Genomic DNA, 20835 nt, shown 5'->3' on the forward strand with positions numbered 1-20835 from the left:
ATATAAATATCAAATTGTTGTGGAATCAGGAGAGTAAAAATATGAGATGTCCTTCTTGCCAATTTAACGGAACACGTGTAGTGGATTCGAGGCCAGTAGATGATAATAAAGAAATACGTAGACGTCGTGAATGTGAGTCGTGTGGCTTTCGTTTTACAACGTTTGAAAAAATTGAAGAGACACCGTTAGTCGTTGTGAAAAAAGAAGGCTCGCGGGAAGAATTTAGCCGCGAGAAGGTTTTGCGCGGTCTTATTCGTGCTTGTGAGAAACGTCCTGTCGCTCTAGATGTATTAGAGGCACTTGTAATGTCTATTGAAAAAGACCTTCGACGTATTGGAAATGCTGAAGTACGATCAGAGGATGTTGGAGAAATGGTGATGGACCGCTTAGCAAAAATCGATGAAGTTGCCTATGTTCGTTTTGCTTCGGTTTATCGTCAGTTTAAGGATATCAATGTTTTTATCGAGGAAATAAAAGAAATTATTCAACGTCAAACAGAGCAAAAATCATAGGAAAAACAGAGAGGGTGAATGACGTTGATTCATTTGTATAAAGAATTGCAACCAGCAGATACTTTTGACATTCGTCTACCTCATGCGCTTTCCACGATGGAACGTCAATTAGTAACGTTATTTTATCAACCACTAACTGGTGCTGAACCAATTAGTCTTTATTTAACGTTATGGGCTGAAGCAGAGCAAATGCCAAGACAGCAAATGAATCATTATTATTTAATGAATGTGCTCGGGCTGCCAATAGGCAAAGTGTTCGAAGCGCGTATTGCCCTTGAAGCAATCGGTTTATTGCGAACATGGAAAAAAGAAGAGCAAGAACAGCGATGCTTTGTATATGAGCTCATGCGCCCTCTTGATGCAGATAGCTTTATGAAAGATCCACTATTGTCTATGTTTTTGTTTAGTAAAATTGGAGAACAGGCGTATCGGAAGTTGCGCCAACGTTTTATTCAACCTGTAAGAGGTGCAGAATTTAAAGATGTATCACGTGCCTTTATGGATGTTTTTAAACCAGTCAACACCAATATACCTACAGACCTGCAAGGTGGGATTGAAAGCAAAGAAAATTCGCAAAAGGTTTATCCGTTTTATTTTGAGCAATTTGATTTTGAGTTGTTACAGGCAGGTTTATCTGACCAGTTAGTACCAGCAAATTTATTGACGCTTGAAGTGCGCGAAACAATTGCGAAACTAGCATTCTTATATCATTTAACTGCGTTGGATATGCAAAAAGTTGTTATTTTAGCACTTGATGATGATTTAGGTATTTCATTAGAACGTTTGCGAAAAGCAGCAGCTGATTTTTATAAACTCACCGTTTCTAAAGAGCCACCGAAGCTTGCAAAAGTATTTGCTTCCCCAGTAGAGGTAGATGCTGTTCAAAAAACGAAGGATGAGGAGTTGCAACATTATTTAGAATCAACACCTCCTGTCCAAGTGTTACGAGATATTAATAATGGGAAAGAACCATTGCAAACATCTGTCCAGCTAGCTGAGAGCTTAATCGTCCAACATGGTATGCCAGTAGGCGTAGTCAATGCACTCCTTGAGTATGTCATGCTCTCAACGGATATGAAGCTACCAAAGAAGTATGTAGAAACGATTGCCGACCATTGGGTACGAAAAAATATTAAGACGGCGAAGGAAGCAATGGAGCTTGCACGCCAAGAACATGATAAATATACAACGTGGAAAAATAAACCACAGACGCCGACTAAAAATAACCAATATGCTAAAGGTCGAGTAGACAATCAGCGTAAGGAAAAGGTGCCTGAGTGGTTTTATAAACGCAATGAGCAACCCGAAGAAAGCGCATCTTCTTCAAGCGCAATGGATTTTGAAAAAGAGCGTCAAAAAATATTAGCAATGCTAGGGAAAAGCGATAAGTAAGGTAGGTGAATGGCAATCGAACCAATTAACAAGCCATTAAAAAGAGCAATTAATGTACCATCATTTCAAGAGCGATATGAAGCGATGCGTAGAGAAATTTTAGAACACCCTAGAGTGCAAGCTTTTTTAGCAGAGCATGCTGAAGAGCTTAGCTATGATGCCGTCGAACGCAATTTACCAAAGCTTCATGAATTTATTAGTCAATCTACTGTTTGCTGTGGCTGCGATAATACAGCACATTGTACAAACTATTTAAAAGGTTTTATTCCAACATTACGTGTAGTACGCAATACGGTAGAAATTGATTACGTACGCTGTGAACAAAAGGTACGTGAGGATGAACGTCGTGATGTTGCTAATATGATTGCCAGTATGCATATGCCGAAAGATGTGCTTCAGGCGACAATCCAAGATTTAATGATTGATGATGAATCTCGTGTCCTTATTGCGCAAAGAGCGGCACAGTTTGTTAAGAAAACTGAGGAAACAGGGAAGCTTCCAACGAAAGGTTTTTATTTATATGGAAAGTTCGGTGTAGGAAAATCCTTTGTGCTTGGTGCACTTGCTAATGAACTAGCTTCAAAGAAGATTCGTTCAGTAGTTGTTTTCGTACCTGAATTTTTACGTGAAATGAAAAATGCTATCGGTGACAATACTTTAAATGACAAAATAGATTATGTGAAAAAGGCGCCAGTGTTAATGCTTGATGATTTAGGAGCGGAAACGATGTCAGCTTGGACGCGCGATGAAATCTTGGGTACTATTTTCCATTATCGAATGGCAGAGCAATTGCCAACATTCATTACTTCCAATTTTAATTATGATGAATTAGAACATCATTTAGCTCAGTCCCAAAAAGGAATTGAGGTTGTGAAAGCTGGACGTATTATGGAACGTATTAAAGCTTTAACAGAACCAATTGAAATGCGTGGCAAAAATCGACGTTTATAATATTGGCAGTTGCATTTTACGACAATCGAGCGTATACTGTCACATATACTATATATCACAATGCAATGATGAGGACATGAATTTTGTGTAACAGCTTTTAGAGAGGGAAGTCATCGGCTGTAAGCTTCCTAGTTTGGGCACATTTTTTACTACCTACTGAGCAGCGAAAGGGAATATCTTTCGCCGGTCCCTAGCCCGTTAGCTAGCCTTGAGCTTCGTCTGACTATTTTGTCGGAAGGAAGAAGGGTGGAACCACGAGCATACGCTTCGTCCCTTTTGTGAGGGACGGGGCTTTTTTGTTTTTCAGTAGTTTTTATTGCTCAAACTTACACTAAACATAAAGTCCATTGTTTCATCGTGCATCACAAAAACAACCAAAAAGGAGTGCAAAAAAATGTCAGATATGATTAAATTAACGTTCCCTGATGGCGCTGTAAAGGAATTTGCAAAAGGTACATCTACTGATGATGTAGCATTATCTATTAGCCCAGGACTTCGTAAAAAAGCATATGCAGGTAAAGTAAATGGGGAATTAGTAGATTTAAAAACACCAATTGAAGAAGATGCAACAATTGCAATTATTACGCAAGATGATGGGGAAGCATTAGAAATCCTTCGTCACTCAACTGCCCATCTTACAGCACAAGCGATTAAACGTTTATTCCCAGAAGTGAAGCTTGGCATTGGTCCAGTTATTGAAGGTGGCTTCTATTATGATATTGATGCACCAACACCAATCACTGCTGAAGACCTTCCAGCAATCGAAAAAGAAATGAAAAAAATTATCGCTGAAAATCTAGAAGTAGAGCGTAAAAATGTAAGCCGTGCAGAAGCACAAGCAATCTATGAAGAAATTGGCGATGAATACAAATTAGAATTACTTGAAGCGATTCCAGCTGATGAGCAAGTGTCTATTTACTATCAAGGTGAGTTTTTCGACCTTTGTCGTGGTATTCATGTACCATCAACAGGTAAACTACGTGAGTTTAAATTACTATCATTAGCAGGTGCTTATTGGAGAGGAAACTCTGATAACAAAATGCTTCAACGTATTTATGGTACTGCTTTCTTCAAAAAAGAAGAATTAAAGCATCACTTACAAATGTTAGAAGAAGCAAAAGAACGTGACCACCGTAAAATCGGTAAAGAATTGGAGTTATTCACAACTTCTCAAAAAGTTGGCCAAGGTTTACCACTTTGGTTACCAAATGGTGCAACAATCCGTCGTGTTATCGAACGCTATATTGTAGATAAAGAATTATCTCTTGGTTATAAACATGTATACACACCAGTACTTGGTTCAAAAGAGCTTTACCAAACTTCTGGTCACTGGGATCATTACCAAGATTCAATTTTCCCACCAATGGAAATGGACAATGAAACATTAATTATGCGTCCGATGAACTGTCCACACCATATGATGGTTTACAAAAATAGCATGCACTCATATCGTAACTTACCACTACGTATTGCTGAGCTTGGTACAATGCATCGTTATGAAATGTCTGGTGCTGTTTCAGGATTACAACGTGTACGTGGGATGACTTTAAACGATGCACATATTTTTGTTCGTCCAGATCAAATTAAAGCAGAGTTCCAAAAAGTTGTACAATTAATTTTAGAAGTATACAAAGACTTTGATTTAAAAGATTACTCATTCCGTCTTTCTTACCGTGACCCTGCGGATACAGAGAAATACTTTGATGATGATGCAATGTGGGAAAAAGCGCAAAGCATGTTAAAAGAAGCGATGGATGAGCTTGGCCTAGACTACTTCGAAGCTGAAGGTGAGGCTGCATTCTACGGTCCTAAACTTGACGTACAAGTAAAAACAGCGATCGGTAAAGAAGAGACACTATCAACTGTACAATTAGACTTCCTATTACCAGAACGCTTTGACTTAACATACGTAGGTGAAGACGGCAAACCACACCGTCCAGTTGTAATTCACCGTGGTGTTGTGTCAACAATGGAACGTTTCGTAGCATTCTTAATTGAAGAATACAAAGGTGCATTCCCAACTTGGTTAGCGCCAGTTCAAGTAGAGGTAATTCCTGTATCGAACGAAGCACACTTTGATTATGCAAAACAAATCGAAGAACAGTTGACAGCAGCAGGTTTACGTGTTGAAATGGATGACCGTGAAGAAAAACTTGGTTACAAAATCCGTGAAGCACAAATGAAAAAGATCCCTTACATGCTTGTTATTGGAGATAAAGAAGTTGAGGCAAACGGTGTTAACGTGCGTCGCTACGGCTCAAAAGACTCAGAAACAATTTCTTTCGAGGACTTCCTAGCGAATATTAAAGCTGAGGTTACACGTTTTTAATAGAACAAATGATTAGATATTGTTCTTTCGTTGTGCTATAGTATGTATAAAGTTTCAATGTATTGCACATAATAATGATAAGATTGTAAAAAACATATTTGACAATCTAAATTGTACATGCTAATATAATTAAGGTTAATGAATACAAAGTTTGTGGTTGAAGTAGAGGCTGCCCGCTTCTCACCTGATACAACGCTTAGGCTGTGAACAGGTATTACACGTTGAATTGTTTTGCGTACACTTACGCATGCACATATAGCGGGCGGACATCTTCAAAAATGTCCGTCCTTTTTTTATGGACATGACAAGAGGATGTACCGTTCAACCGGGCAAGGCTTTGCCCAAACCATGTATTCGCGACAACTACTTGGAGGTGGATTACTATTAGCAAAGACATGTATGTAAACGAAGGCATTCGCGCACGTGAACTTCGATTAATCGATCACAATGGTGACCAGCTTGGTGTAAAGACACGTAACGAAGCGCTAGAAATCGCCACTCGTGTAAACTTGGATCTTGTCCTTGTGGCCCCTCAAGCCAAGCCGCCAGTCGCTCGTATCATGGACTATGGTAAATTTAAGTTTGAACAGCAAAAGAAAGACCGCGAAATTCGTAAAAATCAAAAAGTCATCGTGATGAAAGAGGTTCGTTTGAGCCCAACAATCGATGAACATGATTTCCAAACAAAGCTACGTAATGCGATTAAATTCCTTGAAAAAGGTGATAAAGTTAAATGTAGCTTACGTTTCAAAGGTCGTGCGATTACACACAAAGATATTGGTCAGCGTGTATTAGATCGATTTGCTGAAGCTTGTGCTGAAGTATCTACGGTTGAACAAAAACCGAAGATGGAAGGCCGAAGCATGTTCTTAGTTCTTCAACCAAAGAACGAGAAATAGTATTAGACGAAACAGTTTAGGAGGAATTCGACATGCCAAAAATGAAAACTCACCGTGGAGCTGCGAAACGTTTCAAAAAAACGGGTTCAGGTAAATTAAAATATGACCGTGCTTATGGAAGCCACTTATTCGCAAACAAATCTACAAAACAAAAACGTCACCTACGTAAAGGTAAAGTTGTATCATCAGGTGACTTCAAACGCATCAAATCATTACTTGTTTACATGAAATGATTGACTACACAAAATAAACTAATATTCATTTTTTAATGAAAAGCAGGAGGTAATTCATATGCCACGCGTAAAAGGCGGAACAGTGACGCGCAAACGTCGTAAAAAAGTATTGAAATTAGCTAAAGGTTACTATGGTTCTAAACATACATTATATAAAGTTGCTAACCAAGCAGTAATGAAATCAGGTCAATATGCATACCGTGACCGTCGTCAGAAAAAACGTGATTTCCGTAAATTATGGATCACTCGTATCAACGCAGCTGCTCGCATGAACGGTCTTTCATACAGCCGTTTAATGCACGGTTTAAAAGTTGCTGGTATCGAAGTTAACCGTAAAATGTTAGCTGACTTAGCTGTAACAGATGCTACAGCATTCACACAATTAGCAGAAGCTGCTAAAAAAGCAGTAGCTAAATAAAAAAGAGCGACATTAGTCGCTCTTTTTTATTTCTGCCCCGAAAGCGAAGCGGCAGGGGCAAAATAAAGTTTCAGCCCGGAAGCGAAGCGACGGGGCAAAATAAAGTTTCAGCCCGGAAAGCGAAGCGACAGGGGCAAAATAAGGTTTCAGTCCCGAAAGCAGAGCGGCAGGAGCAAAGTAAATTTCTGCCCCGAAAGCAGAGCGGCAGGGGCAAAATAAAGTTTCTGCCCCGAAAGGGAAGCGACAGGGGCAAAATAAAGTTTCAGCCCGGAAAGCGAAGCGACAGGGGCAAAATAAGGTTTCAGCCCCGAAAGCAGAGCGGCAGGAGCAAAGTAAATTTCTGCCTCGTAAGCTGGAGCGACAGGGGTAAATAAATTAGTGTATAGTTAAGACTGATGGGGGTTATTTCATCAGTCTTTTTACATAGGAGGTTGTTTTAATGGCTCAAGCATTACTTGCCTATATGGCAATTGTTTCAGTCGTATTGCTCGTCATGATGGGCATGGATAAATCACGCGCAAAAAAGCATGAATGGCGCATTGCAGAGCGTACGTTATTTACACTAGCTATTGCAGGTGGGGCAGTTGGTGGCGTGTTAGGCATGTATTTATTTCGTCATAAAACACGCCACAACAGCTTTGCGTTTGGCTTCCCATTGATTGCGGCTATTCAAATTTTTATTATTGTCCAATTATGGGGCAGCTCTTTATAGAAATTGTGTGAGTGACTGGCACTCCCGCGGGCACTTTTTGCGTTAAAAAACACATCCTCATGTGGAGGATGTGTTACGCATAAGTTGTTCAATGGGTTGCTTCCAGTTAATTTTAGCATTAGGGTAGTTAAATAGGATTTCTTGCTGAAGATATTCGAAGTCACTCCTAGTAAACCCTTGTAAAGTTGCGGCATCGCGAGCACCAACAAAGATGGTAACGACCTCAAATGCATCTTCTGTTGTGCCTAAGTATTTTTCACCTTCAAAAAGCGCACCTTTAAAAGAAATAAAGAAATTCTTTCGAACATTTTTTACGTCATCATAAAAGTAATATTGGCCTTTTTCATAGGCTTCATCGAGTTTTCGTTTAGGATCGGTTATATATCGAATCGCTTTATAGAATACATAGATAATAAGCGCTATCACAGCAAGTCGAATAAGTAACGGTAACATTTTAAAATTCCCCCTTGAAGAAAGGTTATTCCTACCTATACGATTAGGGGAGACAATTAGTTTCACTTTTTAAAAATATTTTTTAGAAATTTAGGAGAAAAAAATGAATTTACAACAATTATTTTCAATGCAAAAAGAACTAGATCATTTTATTGAAACGACACAAAAAATTGAACGTGATGTTTTTAAAGAAAAAGGCCTCGCATTAATGGTAGAACTAGCGGAACTTGCAAATGAAACACGCTGCTTTAAGTTTTGGAGTACGAAAGGGCCGTCCGAGCGTGATGTGATTTTAGAGGAGTATGTGGATTCTATTCATTTTATTTTATCGCTAGGACTATTAAAAGGGTATACGTCTATTGAAAAATGGCCTGTTGTTGAGGAGAAGCGAGATTTAACAGAAACATTTTTAATGACACAGGATTATATATTAACATTTGTTAACGATCCAACAGAGGATAGATATTTAGCGATATGGCAATGCTATGGTTTACTTGCGTATAACCTCGGTTTCACATTTGAGGATGTCGTGTCAGCATACATTGAAAAAAATGAAGAAAATTATAATCGTCAACGTAGTGGCTATTAATTTACTAGACTAAAGAGTAAAAAAAACACCAATTTTCAGACAAATTCACTAGGAATATTTCGGTAAACGAAGTATAATAGATGAGATACAAAATGTAGGAGGCAAAAGGATGACACAACTAGATTCAACTTTGCAAATGTTTAAAGATTTAACAGACGCGAATGGGATTGCAGGTAACGAGCGTGCACCACGCGAGGTAATGAAAAAATACATCGCACCATACGCAGATACTGTAGAAACAGATCATTTAGGTAGTGTAATTGCTAAAAAAGTGGGCGATGAAAACGGCCCAAAAATTATGGTTGCTGGCCATTTAGACGAAGTAGGCTTTATGGTGACACAAATCGATGAAAAAGGATTCATCAAATTCCAAACAGTTGGTGGCTGGTGGAGCCAAGTAATGCTTGCACAACGCGTAACAATTACAACACGTAAAGGTGAAGAAATTATTGGGGTAATCGGTTCTAAACCACCTCATATTTTACCAGCTGATGTGCGTAACAAAGTGGTAGACATTAAAGATATGTTTATCGATGTTGGCGCAGCTTCAAAAGAAGAAGTACTTGAGTGGGGAGTATGCCCTGGTGACATGGTAACACCTTATTTCGAATTCAATGTAATGAAAAATGACAAATACTTATTAGCTAAAGCATGGGATAACCGTATTGGCTGTGCGATTGCAATTGATGTCATGAAGGCATTGAAAGATGAAAAACATCCAAATATCCTATATTCTGTAGGGAACGTACAAGAAGAAGTAGGTCTTCGTGGTGCGAAAACAGCAACACATAAAATTCAACCAGATATCGGTTTTGCAGTTGATGTAGGTGTGGCAGGAGATACTCCAGGTGTAACACCGAAAGAGTCAAACAGCAAAATGGGTGCAGGTCCACAAATCGTTGTTTACGATGCTTCAATGGTATCACACCGTGGTTTACGTGAATTTGTTTTAGATGTGGCTGATGAAAACAATATCCCATATCAATTTGAAGCAATGGCTGGTGGCGGTACAGACGCTGGTTCAATCCATGTAACTGCAAATGGTGTGCCTGCTTTATCAATCGGTATTGCAACACGCTATATCCACTCACACGCAGGTATTTTACACCGTGATGACTACGATAACGCTGTTAAGCTAATGGTTGAAGTTATTAAAAAATTAGACCGCGATGCAGTAAACAAAATTACATTTGATTAATTGTTACAATAAACAAAAAAGCCTTCTAACTAAAATGTTAGAAGGCTTTTTTTATGCTTATATCTGAGTAAGTTTGCATTATACACTCGCGGTAAAATTGGTCAAAACAATAAAGGTTAACTAGATTAACAATAATATTTTGGTGAAATTCAATGTTTTTTTATTGTAAAACGATAAATATTAGTTTAAAATCAAATTGAAAATAAACCAATGAGGTGTTTTTATGAAAATAGCAACAACTTTGTTTTTAAAAATAGCGGTGATTCTTATGGCCATTCCAGTTCTAGCATTGTGTATTTTTCTTGTGCCTGAATTGGGAGAGCTTGCAGCAAAAGTGCTCCCATCGTTTTCAGCAATAAAATATATCGTTTCGATTATTTTTTATGCTTCTTCGATTCCATTTTACTTTGCTTTATATCAAGCTTTTCAACTTTTACGCAACATCGATCAAAATAAAGCATTTTCGGAATTATCCGTTAAGTCATTAAAGAAAATCAAATACTGTGCCATTACAATTAGCAGTTTACATGTGCTAGCTTTGCCACTCTTTTACTTATTTGCAGAGATGGACGACGCACCAGGTGTAATATTTGTTGGATTGCTTGTACCTTTCACATCTATGGTCATTGCTGTATTTGCGGCGGTACTTCAAAAACTATTACAAGAAGCGATCGATATAAAATCAGAAAACGACCTAGTAGTTTGAGAAGATTGATAGTAGGAGGTGTTTGATGAAACGAGGTGCAACGATATTTTTAAAAGGAGTGATTCTCCTTATAGGAATCGTGACGTTAACTTTATATTTATTTTGTGTGCCTGATATAGCTAGTAGTGATGTAAAAATGAATCCAGGTTTTGCTTATTTACAATATCCTTTTTTACTAGCTGCCTATGCATTGGCTCTCCCATTTTTTATTGCGTTATATCAAGCATTTAAGCTTTTAATTTACATTGATAAAAATAATACCTTTTCGCAATTATCAGTGGGGGCATTAAAGGTTATTAAGTTCTGTGCAATCATCATCAGTGCATTTATTGTAGGTGGAACCTTTTTTGTTGCGGTATTTCTTGATGGAGACAGAGCTGGTATTATGGCATTAGGGTTATATTTTACTTTTGCTTCAAGTGTCATTGCAACCTTTGCTGGTGTTCTCCAACATCTTGTTAAAGAAGTCGTAGATATAATATCTGAAAATGAGTTAATAGTGTGAGGTTGAGGATATGGCAATAATAATTAACATCGATGTGATGTTAGCAAAACGAAAAATGAGCGTAACGGAACTTTCGGATAGGGTTGGCATAACGATGGCTAATCTTTCTATCTTAAAAAATGGAAAAGCAAAAGCGATTCGCTTATCTACTTTAGAGTCGATTTGTAAGGCATTAGAATGTCAGCCAGGAGATATTTTAGAATACCGAAGTGATGAAACTACGCTAGATTAATAAAGGAAACATTAAATTAGCAGTAAAAGCTAGCATATTTTTAAATGGAGCTTGCCTACGGGTAGGCTCTTTTTTATAGTGCTTTACATAAGTTTGCAGGATGGACTGGAATCGTTTAGGAGCTTCATTATTTGTTAGCCGATATGCTCTTCAATTGTAGAAAATGCATAAATATTCAAATGGACGCATTTTTGTCACAAACAACATATAAATTCTAACTTTTGAAAATAAACATAAAAATTCAGTTGATTTTATATTTATGCATATGTATACTAAACTCAACAGTTACAAAAGCAAGGAGAGAAGGCTATGAAATTACTAGAAGAAGTACAGTTAAAGTTAGTATCAAGCTTAAAAGGAAAAGACTTACTAACTTTGCTAGACTATACAAGTGAAGAGGTTCAGCAATTAGTTGCACTTTCGACGCAACTTAAAATGATCACAAAAGAAGGCAAATGTCCGAAGCTGCTTGAAGGAAAAACACTCGGCATGATTTTTGAAAAACATTCAACTCGTACTCGTATTTCATTTGAAGTGGGAATGGAACAATTGGGCGGTAAAGGTATGTTTATGCATGCGCGTGATTTACAAATTGGTCGCGGTGAATCAATATATGATACTGCACATGTGTTATCAGGTTATTTAGATGGCATTATGATTCGTGCAAACTCTCATGCGATGGTTAAAGAGCTTGCAGAGCATGCAACGATTCCTGTAATTAATGGCTTAACGGATATATATCATCCTTGCCAAGCATTAGCCGATTTAGAAACAATCGCTGAATTTAAAGGTGAATTACAAGGTCTTAAAATTGCATATGTTGGTGATGGCAATAACGTGGCGCACTCTTTAGTAGTCGCTTCTGCACACGTCGGTATGAACGTCGCAGTAGCAACGCCTGTTGGCTATGAATGTGATGCAGAGGTTATCGCAAAAGCACAAGCTATCGCAATGGCAAATGGCAGTACAATTACAATTACGAATGATCCAGTAGCAGCAGTTCAAAATGCAGATGTAGTGTATGCAGATGTTTGGACATCAATGGGGCAAGAAGAGGAAGCGGCGAAACGTTTACATGATTTTGCTGGTTATCAAATCAATGATGAGCTAGTGGCACATGCAAAGCCAAATTATATGTTCCTACATTGCTTACCAGCACATCGTGAAGAGGAAGTGGCAACATCTGTTATAGATGGCCCGAATTCTTATATTTTTGAGCAAGCAGAAAATAGACTCCATGCTCAAAAAGCTGTTTTAGCTTCAATTATGGCTTAAAAAAAGGATATGATAGTTGACTCTCTAATTGAGAGTTCCTATATACAAAGTTCACATTCGCAACAGAGGGTGTTAATGTGAGCAACATACTAGTGGCATACAGACAGAGGGATGTAGGCTGCGCGCGATGTACGTTGTCAAGATGGATGACTTCATCGCTACATAGTGAAAGTAACCTGGGAGACGCTGGGTTACTTTTTTTATTTTAATAGCACATATACATAGTTTTCCTATATGTTATAGAGAAATGAAAAATAAATCTATATAATAGGGACAATACGAAATTTTAGGAGGGCTTTAATTGAATATTGATCATATCGAGGCATTTTTATATGTAGTTCATTATAAAAGTATTCATAAGGCTGCTAATGCTTTGTTTTTATCACAACCAACTGTAACAGCTCGCATCAAAACATTGGAACGTGAGTTAAATGTTGAATTATTTTATCGTGATGCGCGAAGTGTTATATTATCGGAAAAAGGAAAGGACTTTTTGCCATTTGCCACACAGATTGTGCAAACGTTCCAGCATGGTAAAAAACAATTGCAGGAAACACATGCTTCAAATGAAGTTTGCATCGGAACAAACGGTGTGACGGCTCAATACTTTTTAGCCTATGCACTACCTAAATGGAAAGAACGTTTTCCGAATATGCGTTTTCAAATCATTACAGGTTCTACTGCGATCATTTTAGAAAAATTACAAAGTCACCAAATTGATTTTGCTTTTATTCAATATGTGCATAAAGAAGGGGTATGCAATGAGTTGTTATTAAATAATGCTGTGAAGCTCGTTATGCATCGCGATCATCCATTTATACAAGAGACCAATATAACAGCAAAAAAATTAGCAAAGCAAAAAATGGTGTTTTTTGAATGCGGTGCGTTTGATTGGAATTATGTGCATAAAATGTTTGAGGTAGAAGGCGTGTCAGCAAATATTGAAGTTCGTACAGACCATTTAGAAGTAGCAAAGGCATTTATTCGAACGAAAGAATATGTGAGCTTTTTACCACATCTATGTGTGAAAACGGAGCTTGAAAGTGGCGAGTTTGTTGAAATAGATGTGAAGCATTTACTCGATATAAATCAGCATATTTTCTTAACGTATTTAAAGAAGGATACGCTAGAATCAGCTTTTTGGGACAACATTTTAAGTACAGCCACTCAATTTGAAAGTATCCAAAAGCTGCATTGATAAAAAATTTTATAGAACATAAAATTTTTTTCTATTACAAGAACTATTGCATTCAAGTCCATTGAACGGTAATATCTTCCTCAATCCTATTTTATTTATGAATGTCCATCTGACAGCATAAGTGAAATATTATTTTTTAGCTTAAAGCATACTTAACCACTAAGTTTAGTAAAAATAATAAATTCGAGGAGGATTAACATTATGGTGAGACAGGATAAAATTCGGTTTGGGGCGATTATACACGGTGTAGGTGGGAATATTTCTAGCTGGCGCCATCCAAAAGTAGCTAGCAATCAAAGTGTGAGTTTACCTTTCTATATACAACAGGCGCAGAAGGCGGAGCAAGGGAAGTTTGATGTTGCCTTTATCGCAGATGGTTTATTTATCAATGAAAAGTCGATTCCTCATTTTTTAAATCGCTTTGAGCCACTAACGATATTATCTGCACTAGCTGTTTCAACAAAAAATATAGGGCTCGTTGGAACAGTATCGACATCCTATAGTGAACCATTTACGGTGGCACGACAGTTTGCATCACTCGATCATATTAGCAACGGTCGGGCAGGCTGGAATGTTGTAACGACGCCATTAGAAAGCTCGGCGTTAAACTACAATAGAACGATAGAACAGCATCCAAGTCATGCAGAACGTTATCAAATTGCAGAGGAATACTTAGAGGTGACAAAAGGACTTTGGGATTCATGGGATGATGATGCCTTTATAGCAGATGTGGAACATGACGTGTTCTTCGATCCAAAAAAATTACACACATTGCAACATAAGGGCAAATACTTTTCTGTGCAAGGACCACTTAATATTGCACGCTCAAAACAAGGTCAGCCTGTAATTTTCCAAGCGGGATCATCTGATGCGGGTGTTCGTCTAGCTGCAAAAGATGCTGATGCAATATTCACGCATGGGGCGTCGTTAGAAGAAGCGCAGAAATTTTATAAAAAGGTGAAAACGGAGGTTGCTGCTTTTGGACGAAATCCTGATGAAGTAAAGATTTTCCCTGGGATATCGCCAATTATTGGGGACACGATTGAAGAAGCGGAGGCAAAGTATCAGGAAATAGTAGAACTCGTTTCGATTGAACGTGCACTTGCTTATCTTGGTCGCTACTTCGATCATCATGATTTTACTCAGTATGATGTGGATGCATTGTTTCCAGAGCTAGGTGATATTGGAGCAAACAGCTTCCGTAGTACGACAGATTATATAAAAAAATATGCCAAGCAAGAGGGGCTTACGCTTCGTCAAGTAGCATTACGTGAAGCAACGCCAAAAACAGCATTCTTTGGCACTGCTGAACAGATTGCCGATTTGGTGCAAGATTGGTTTGAAAAAGAAGCGGCAGATGGTTTTATTGTTGCTGTAACAGTGCCAGGTGCACTTGATGATTTTGTCGATAAGGTTGTACCGATTTTGCAATCACGTGGTATTTACAAAGAGGAATATGAAGCAGATACATTGCGTGGTAATTTAGGCTTACCGTTTAAAGAAAGTCGATACGTCAAACAGTCTGTTTAAAAACCAAGTAAACTTATTTGAATAAATATATTTAGAGGAGGTATTGTATGAGTTATTCTTTAGGCATATTAGACCAAAGTCCTCTTATCGAGGGTGCAACAAACGAGCAAGCATTACAACAAACAGTCGCTTTGGCGCAAAAGGCTGAGCAGCTAGGATATACACGTTTTTGGGTGTCGGAACATCATAATAGCGAGACATTAGCGGGGACATCACCAGAAGTTTTAGTATCGTATTTACTTGCAAAAACGACATCGATTCGTATTGGTTCTGGTGGTGTTATGTTACAACATTATAGCCCCTATAAAGTTGCAGAAAATTTTCATGTGTTAGCATCGTTGGAACCAGGAAGAGTGGACTTAGGCATTGGCAAAGCACCAGGGGGTCTACCGCTGTCCACAAAGGCATTGCAATATGGCACGCTAAACAATGGTGAAGACTTTGAGGAACGGCTAACGTTTTTGCAACAATTAATTGCTAACACGCTACCAGTAGAACATGAACTAAATGGTGTGCAGGCAACACCTATTCCAAAAATAAAGCCATCGTTATTTTTACTTGGTGCAAGTCCGAAAAGTGCAGAAATTGCAGGGAAACTTGGTATTGCCTTTGTCTTTGCGCGTTTTATCAATAGTGATATCGATGTTTTGACTGAAGCGGCTAAGACCTATCGTACGCATCTGCCGAATGGTCATTTTGCTGTTTCAATTGCAGCACTTGCTGCACCAACAACGGAAGAAGCGCAGGCATTAGTAGGGGAACAAAAAATTACAAAGGTGCATTTAGCAAGTGGGCGTAGTTTGACCCTACAATCGGTTGAATTAGCCGAAAAATTTGGGCAAGAATCAGGGGAGGCGTTCACTGTCCAACAGTATGATGCTGATATTTTATTTGGCACCCCTGAAGATATCAAAGCTACATTAGATGCCTTTCACAAGCAATTTCAAATTGATGAATTTATTGTGCATACGCCTGTTTTAAAGGCATTTGAACGACAACGCTCATTTGAACTATTAAGTCCTGTAAATTTACACTTACAACAAAAAGAAGCAGTGAGCTAAGGAGGAAGGAACATGGCAAAAAAGATAGATGTAGTCGTTTGGTCAAAGCAAGGCTGTAGTTATTGTGATGAAGTAAAAGCGTATTTACAAGAGTTGGAAATTCCGTATAAAACAGTTGATGTCACACATAACGATGCTTTTCGGGACATTTTACAAGCAAAGTATGGTGTACGTTATGTACCTATAGTAGAAATTGGGTCAAGTGAAGATGGTGTTTACAAAGCTGTGACAGAAATAGGGCTTGAGCATGTCAAAACAGCACTTGCTATTGATTTACCATCAAAAGTATAGAAAAGAGGGAGATTTTATGAGGAAACTAGCGCTCTATATAACTTGTGTGCTTACGTTATTTTTAACGGCTTGCTCAAGTACTGAAAAATCTCAGGTAGGTACTAGTGACAACGCTAAAGCACAAAGTAAAAATGACGTTCAAACGATACTAGTTGGCACAGGCACACAATTTCCGAATATTTGCTTCCTCGATGAAAAGGGGAAGTTAACAGGCTATGATGTCGAACTTGTTCGAGCGATTGATGAAAAGCTACCTGAGTATAATTTTGAATTTAAAACGATGGAGTTCTCGAATCTATTACTAAGTTTAGAAACGAGAAAAATAGATTTAATCGCACATCAGATGGAAGTTAATCGTGAGCGTGAGGAAAAGTTTCTATTTAACAAGGAGCCTTATAATGTATTCCCATTACAAGTAACAGTGAATGCGAAAAATAATGATATACAATCAATCGCTGATTTAAAAGACAAAAATGTTACTGTCTCACCAACGAGTAACTCTGCAGTCTTTATTGAGCAATACAATAAAGAGCATAATCTAGGGATCAACATTGTGTATTCCTCTGGTTCAGTGGATGTTAATAATCAACTTGCAACTGGTCGTATTGATGCGATAATTACGACACCATTTGCAGTGAGATACTATAACGAAAGCAATGAAGCCCAGCAAAAAGTAGTAGGAGAAGCACTTTTAAACTCAAAAGTTTACTTCCTACTGAACAAGGATGAAGTGACATTACAGGAACGTATCGATGAGGCAATTAGAGAGTTAAAGACGGAGGGAGTCATTAGCGAGCTTAGTAAAAAATGGCTAGGTGATGATTACACTGTAGACTTCTAGACGACGTGGGAGAGGGAGAAGGAAGTATGGCAAATGATTTTGACTTGATGCTAATAGCGAATGTACTTCCGATATTGCTTCAATATTTACCCGTAACACTTGAAATTTTAGTATGCTCCATCCTTTTTGGGATGTTACTTGGCATTGTAGTGGCTATACCAAAACTACTGCAAATACCTATTTTGAAGCAAATCGTCACGGTATATATTTCATTTATTCGTGGCACGCCTATTTTAATACAGTTGTTTTTAGTGTTTTATGGCATTCCAGCAATATTAAAGCTAGTTCATATTGATGTTACAAGAATGGATGCTATTTATTTTGTTATGATAACTTATACATTCAGTAATGCTGCAGCGTTTGCTGAAATTTTCAGAGCAGCTATATTAACGATTGATAAAGGACAAATGGAAGGGGCGTTGTCAGTTGGCTTAAATCGAGCGCAAGCATTTTTCCGTATTATACTACCGCAGGCGCTACGTGTTGCTTTTCCAAATATGTCGAATACAATGATTAGTTCGTTAAAGGATACTTCCTTGGCATTTTCAATTGGTGTAATGGATATGGTCGGTCGGGGAGAAACGCTTATTGCTTCGACGACACGGGCATTAGAAATCTATTTGGCACTTTCAGTTGTTTACTATTTTATTGTGTTGCTATTAGAAAAAGTATTAAAACGCAATGAACGCTATCTTAATCGTTATATGAAAGAAATAGCGACGAGCTAGGGGGATTTGATAATGACGATAGATGTAGCATTTATGATAGATGCGTTGCAGGAAATTATTAAGGTGTTGCCATTAACCTTGTTTATGACTATTACACCTGTATGTTTAGGTATAGTAATCGGTATAGTCGTAGCCTTTGTTCGGATACAACAAATAAAAGGTATAGCACCATTATTAAATTTTTACGTATCCTTTTTTAGAGGCACACCGATTATTATGCATATTATGTTAATTTACTTTAGTGTACCAATTGTTGTGGATACAATCGCGCATATGTTGAAGCTGGATTTTCATTCAAATACTATACCTATATTATTTTTTGTATTACTGGCTTTGACGTTAAGTGCGGGTGCCTACGCTTCGGAGATTATCCGATCTGGTATTTTAAGTGTTCCAAAAGGTCAATTGGAAGCAGCGTATGCTGTAGGAATGACGTTTTCACAGGCAATGCGACGCTTGATTTTACCACAAGCTTTTAGTAAATCGATACCTAATTTTACAAATGTCTTTATTGGCTTTTTACATGCGACTTCTTTAGCGTTTTTTGTGTCAATTAAGGAATTAACAGGCGCTGCAAATATTGTAGCTTCAGTTAATTTGAAATTTTTAGAGGCATTTATAGCAGTCGGATTAATTTATTGGAGTGTTTCGATTGTCGTTGAATGGATTGCCCATCTAATAGAAAAAAGAGTGACGGCTTATAGTAAGGGTAGCGTGTAGTTGTGTTTAAATAACCCCGATAAATAAAAAAGAAGAATTGAAAGGAGTGTTGTCTATGGCAGTAGCAGAAATTGTTATTGAACATTTACGACAAGAAGATTATCCAGCTTATTTGGAAGTGCTTGTGGAAAGTTATGCGCAGTATGAGAAGGATTATAAAGATCCAGCACATTGGGCGCAATATTTACAAGATATTCGGGCATCAGTTGGAAATCCGAATGCCGAGACGATATTAGTCGCAAAGCGTGAGCAAGAAATAGTAGGAGGATTGCAGTTATTTACAAACTCTGAAAAAGCATATGGTCTTCCTGAACTTGGTATTGAATCAACAATTGTACGTTTATTAGCAGTTCATCCTAAAGGGAGAGGGCAGGGCGTAGCCAAAAAATTATTAGAAGAAAGTTTTGCTTTTGCTCGCGAGCGTCAAGATCAGTCTCTGTATTTGCATTCAGGTGATATTATGCAAGTTGCAATTAATCTGTATTTATCACTAGGATTTGTTAGAGACGAGTCAAAAGAGTTTTACAAGGGCAATATATTGGTGAAAAGCTTTCGTTATGATTTGTAAAAGAAAACCCGCTGATAAGCATGTTATCAGCGGTTTTTTTGTTTAAGTGAGACTGACCTTAAATCGTTCCATATGCAAGGTAAGGGAAAAATCCTTCGAAAAACCGTTCAGTTGCGGGCATGAAATAGGAACCAAAGTGAAAATCGGGATCAAGCGTTGTAACAATCCATTTTCCAGCAGTTGAATGTGCATCTATATAGAGCACAGCTCCACCATCTTCTGTAGCAATTAAAATATCAGCATGCTCAGGCGGCCAAAAAACGCCATGTTGATGCCAAGTGCAATCTGCCAATGAGAGATAGCCATTGAATAAAGAATGCGCTGGATTTTGCAGTACTAAACCACTAGAAGCATCTTTATCAAGCCACCACCAGAAGTTTGTTATGCGTTCTTCCCAATGTTGCGCAGGAATCCAATTCCATGGTTGTGGTCCAAAAGCAACGATTATGCCACCATTTTCTGCAAATGCGTGGATTTTTTTAACGCTTGCTAGCAATAGCTGATAGTTTAATTGGGAGGGGACGATAAGCACATCAAGGTCGTCAATATCGGTTTCTAAAAAATCTGGATGGTAAATTAGCTTTGTAATATATTGATTGAACTTTGGTTCGTGGAACGTACGGTAATGGGATTCATGCCCACTGTATATAACCCCAATTTTTCTCATTGATCATTGTCCTCCTTTAAAGCTTGTACCTCAGTTTCAAGCCAGGCTAGAAACTGCGGGCGAATGCGATCGGTAGATTTGTTTTCACCTGCATAGCCAAGCAGTTCACGTCCTGCGTGAACTAAAATCGTCCCATTTGTTGAAAAGCGGTCAATGTATGTAACTGGCTTACCATTGGCAAACGTTAATAAAATCTCAGCGTTTGCTGGTGCATGATGATAGCCGCGTGCAAAAAAGCCTGCAACCCCTTTTTTAAATGTCATATCTTCAGTTAAAACGCCCTCGAAAATAGCTGAGTGCTCCGTTGGAAAGACTTCATAATCTTTGAAATTTTGAATGTGTTGGGGCATAAATAGGCCACAGCCTGGCAACCATTCTCGGAATAAATGCCCACAGTATACAACTATTTTTTTGTTTGCTAAAAATGCTGCAATTTTTTCACGTTGTAAATATAACCATTCTTGGTCAATAAAATTTGGAATAAAGAGTACATCTACTTCGTCCAAATCAACCAGTGGGAAATCATATTGATCCACGATTTTTGCTTCATTACCTGTATCTTTCTGCATGCGACCATTGACACCAAAAGCATGTCCTGGATCTAGTTTTAGCATTGTAAATGGAATGCTCATAAACATATCCTCCTAGTAAAATAATTAAATATCCAATCATTTTTTTGGTAATAAATAATATTAAAAAAACATTTAGAATGCTATGTAAATATTGTTTGACCAAAAATATGTTGCGAATATTAGAATTTTATAAAAAGCAAATTGACATTGAGAATCATTATCAATATACTGTAATATATATTCTATTGCAAATGA

The 20835-nt window shown here is 37.9% G+C and carries 25 protein-coding genes; 22 read left to right on the plus strand and 3 right to left on the minus strand.

Annotation, left to right across the window (positions count from 1 at the left end):
* Positions 1 to 41: 41 nt before the first annotated feature.
* The 8 genes from nrdR to ACIQXW_RS15730 all read left to right on the plus strand — a co-directional run bounded on the left by nrdR (position 42) and on the right by ACIQXW_RS15730 (position 7446).
* Complete coding sequence (nrdR, locus tag ACIQXW_RS15695; protein ID WP_172772392.1) at positions 42 to 512, plus strand: transcriptional regulator NrdR; 471 nt, start codon at positions 42 to 44, stop codon at positions 510 to 512.
* Between the two features lie 18 nt (positions 513 to 530).
* Positions 531 to 1904, plus strand: coding sequence for a replication initiation and membrane attachment family protein (locus ACIQXW_RS15700; protein WP_340823099.1), 1374 nt, complete (start codon positions 531 to 533; stop codon positions 1902 to 1904).
* 15 nt (positions 1905 to 1919) lie between these two features.
* Positions 1920 to 2855, plus strand: coding sequence for a primosomal protein DnaI (dnaI, locus tag ACIQXW_RS15705; RefSeq protein ID WP_340826441.1), 936 nt, complete (start codon positions 1920 to 1922; stop codon positions 2853 to 2855).
* A 394-nt stretch (positions 2856 to 3249) separates the two neighbouring features.
* On the plus strand, positions 3250 to 5184 hold the full coding sequence (gene thrS, locus ACIQXW_RS15710; RefSeq protein ID WP_340823100.1) for a threonine--tRNA ligase: 1935 nt from the start codon (positions 3250 to 3252) through the stop codon (positions 5182 to 5184).
* Between the two features lie 395 nt (positions 5185 to 5579).
* Positions 5580 to 6083 (plus strand): translation initiation factor IF-3, encoded by a 504-nt coding sequence (gene infC / locus ACIQXW_RS15715; protein WP_024363824.1) that lies wholly within the window; start codon positions 5580 to 5582, stop codon positions 6081 to 6083.
* Between the two features lie 32 nt (positions 6084 to 6115).
* Positions 6116 to 6316: a 50S ribosomal protein L35 gene (gene rpmI, locus ACIQXW_RS15720; protein WP_024363825.1), complete on the plus strand. Its 201-nt coding sequence runs from the start codon at positions 6116 to 6118 to the stop codon at positions 6314 to 6316.
* A 58-nt stretch (positions 6317 to 6374) separates the two neighbouring features.
* Positions 6375 to 6734 (plus strand): 50S ribosomal protein L20, encoded by a 360-nt coding sequence (gene rplT, locus ACIQXW_RS15725; protein ID WP_340823102.1) that lies wholly within the window; start codon positions 6375 to 6377, stop codon positions 6732 to 6734.
* A 439-nt stretch (positions 6735 to 7173) separates the two neighbouring features.
* Positions 7174 to 7446 (plus strand): DUF1294 domain-containing protein, encoded by a 273-nt coding sequence (locus ACIQXW_RS15730; RefSeq protein WP_340823103.1) that lies wholly within the window; start codon positions 7174 to 7176, stop codon positions 7444 to 7446.
* A 57-nt stretch (positions 7447 to 7503) separates the two neighbouring features.
* On the opposite strand, the gene ACIQXW_RS15735 is transcribed toward ACIQXW_RS15730, so the two are convergent.
* The gene (locus tag ACIQXW_RS15735; RefSeq protein ID WP_172772388.1) at positions 7504 to 7899 is read right to left on the minus strand and encodes a sigma-w pathway protein ysdB; all 396 of its coding nucleotides are present in this window, start codon (positions 7897 to 7899) and stop codon (positions 7504 to 7506) included.
* A 103-nt stretch (positions 7900 to 8002) separates the two neighbouring features.
* Between ACIQXW_RS15735 and ACIQXW_RS15740 the strand changes: the two genes are divergently transcribed.
* From ACIQXW_RS15740 to ACIQXW_RS15805, 14 genes are all read left to right on the plus strand, one after another.
* On the plus strand, positions 8003 to 8488 hold the full coding sequence (locus ACIQXW_RS15740; RefSeq protein WP_401020662.1) for a dUTP diphosphatase: 486 nt from the start codon (positions 8003 to 8005) through the stop codon (positions 8486 to 8488).
* A 109-nt stretch (positions 8489 to 8597) separates the two neighbouring features.
* On the plus strand, positions 8598 to 9686 hold the full coding sequence (locus tag ACIQXW_RS15745; RefSeq protein ID WP_340823105.1) for a M42 family metallopeptidase: 1089 nt from the start codon (positions 8598 to 8600) through the stop codon (positions 9684 to 9686).
* A 223-nt stretch (positions 9687 to 9909) separates the two neighbouring features.
* On the plus strand, positions 9910 to 10392 hold the full coding sequence (locus ACIQXW_RS15750) for a DUF2975 domain-containing protein (RefSeq protein WP_402763642.1): 483 nt from the start codon (positions 9910 to 9912) through the stop codon (positions 10390 to 10392).
* Between the two features lie 25 nt (positions 10393 to 10417).
* Positions 10418 to 10897: a DUF2975 domain-containing protein gene (locus tag ACIQXW_RS15755; protein ID WP_402763644.1), complete on the plus strand. Its 480-nt coding sequence runs from the start codon at positions 10418 to 10420 to the stop codon at positions 10895 to 10897.
* A gap of 10 nt (positions 10898 to 10907) precedes the next feature.
* Positions 10908 to 11129 (plus strand): helix-turn-helix domain-containing protein, encoded by a 222-nt coding sequence (locus ACIQXW_RS15760; RefSeq protein ID WP_340823111.1) that lies wholly within the window; start codon positions 10908 to 10910, stop codon positions 11127 to 11129.
* 309 nt (positions 11130 to 11438) lie between these two features.
* Complete coding sequence (gene argF / locus ACIQXW_RS15765; protein ID WP_402763647.1) at positions 11439 to 12404, plus strand: ornithine carbamoyltransferase; 966 nt, start codon at positions 11439 to 11441, stop codon at positions 12402 to 12404.
* A gap of 301 nt (positions 12405 to 12705) precedes the next feature.
* A complete protein-coding gene (locus ACIQXW_RS15770; RefSeq protein WP_340823114.1) occupies positions 12706 to 13602 on the plus strand; it encodes a LysR family transcriptional regulator in 897 nt (298 codons plus the stop codon).
* A 201-nt stretch (positions 13603 to 13803) separates the two neighbouring features.
* On the plus strand, positions 13804 to 15132 hold the full coding sequence (locus ACIQXW_RS15775; protein WP_401020651.1) for an LLM class flavin-dependent oxidoreductase: 1329 nt from the start codon (positions 13804 to 13806) through the stop codon (positions 15130 to 15132).
* A 47-nt stretch (positions 15133 to 15179) separates the two neighbouring features.
* Positions 15180 to 16193 (plus strand): LLM class flavin-dependent oxidoreductase, encoded by a 1014-nt coding sequence (locus ACIQXW_RS15780; protein WP_402763652.1) that lies wholly within the window; start codon positions 15180 to 15182, stop codon positions 16191 to 16193.
* Between the two features lie 12 nt (positions 16194 to 16205).
* The gene (locus ACIQXW_RS15785; protein WP_401020647.1) at positions 16206 to 16484 is read left to right on the plus strand and encodes a glutaredoxin family protein; all 279 of its coding nucleotides are present in this window, start codon (positions 16206 to 16208) and stop codon (positions 16482 to 16484) included.
* 16 nt (positions 16485 to 16500) lie between these two features.
* Positions 16501 to 17325, plus strand: coding sequence for a transporter substrate-binding domain-containing protein (locus ACIQXW_RS15790; protein WP_340823118.1), 825 nt, complete (start codon positions 16501 to 16503; stop codon positions 17323 to 17325).
* A 26-nt stretch (positions 17326 to 17351) separates the two neighbouring features.
* Positions 17352 to 18053 (plus strand): amino acid ABC transporter permease, encoded by a 702-nt coding sequence (locus tag ACIQXW_RS15795; protein WP_402763656.1) that lies wholly within the window; start codon positions 17352 to 17354, stop codon positions 18051 to 18053.
* 12 nt (positions 18054 to 18065) lie between these two features.
* Entirely contained in the window at positions 18066 to 18773 is a 708-nt protein-coding gene (locus tag ACIQXW_RS15800; RefSeq protein WP_340823121.1) for an amino acid ABC transporter permease, read from the plus strand.
* 55 nt (positions 18774 to 18828) lie between these two features.
* Entirely contained in the window at positions 18829 to 19341 is a 513-nt protein-coding gene (locus ACIQXW_RS15805) for a GNAT family N-acetyltransferase (RefSeq protein WP_340823122.1), read from the plus strand.
* Between the two features lie 58 nt (positions 19342 to 19399).
* Here ACIQXW_RS15805 and ACIQXW_RS15810 read toward each other — a convergent pair whose 3' ends face one another.
* Both ACIQXW_RS15810 and ACIQXW_RS15815 read right to left on the minus strand, forming a co-directional pair.
* A complete protein-coding gene (locus ACIQXW_RS15810) occupies positions 19400 to 20008 on the minus strand; it encodes a type 1 glutamine amidotransferase family protein (RefSeq protein WP_401020643.1) in 609 nt (202 codons plus the stop codon).
* A complete protein-coding gene (locus ACIQXW_RS15815) occupies positions 20005 to 20640 on the minus strand; it encodes a hypothetical protein (RefSeq protein WP_401020641.1) in 636 nt (211 codons plus the stop codon). The genes ACIQXW_RS15810 and ACIQXW_RS15815 overlap by 4 nt, the downstream gene beginning before the upstream one ends.
* Between the last annotated feature and the right edge of the window lie 195 nt (positions 20641 to 20835).

This window comes from Lysinibacillus sp. NPDC097162 (assembly GCF_044762185.1).
In the GTDB taxonomy this organism is placed as follows: Bacteria; Bacillota; Bacilli; order Bacillales_A; family Planococcaceae; genus Lysinibacillus.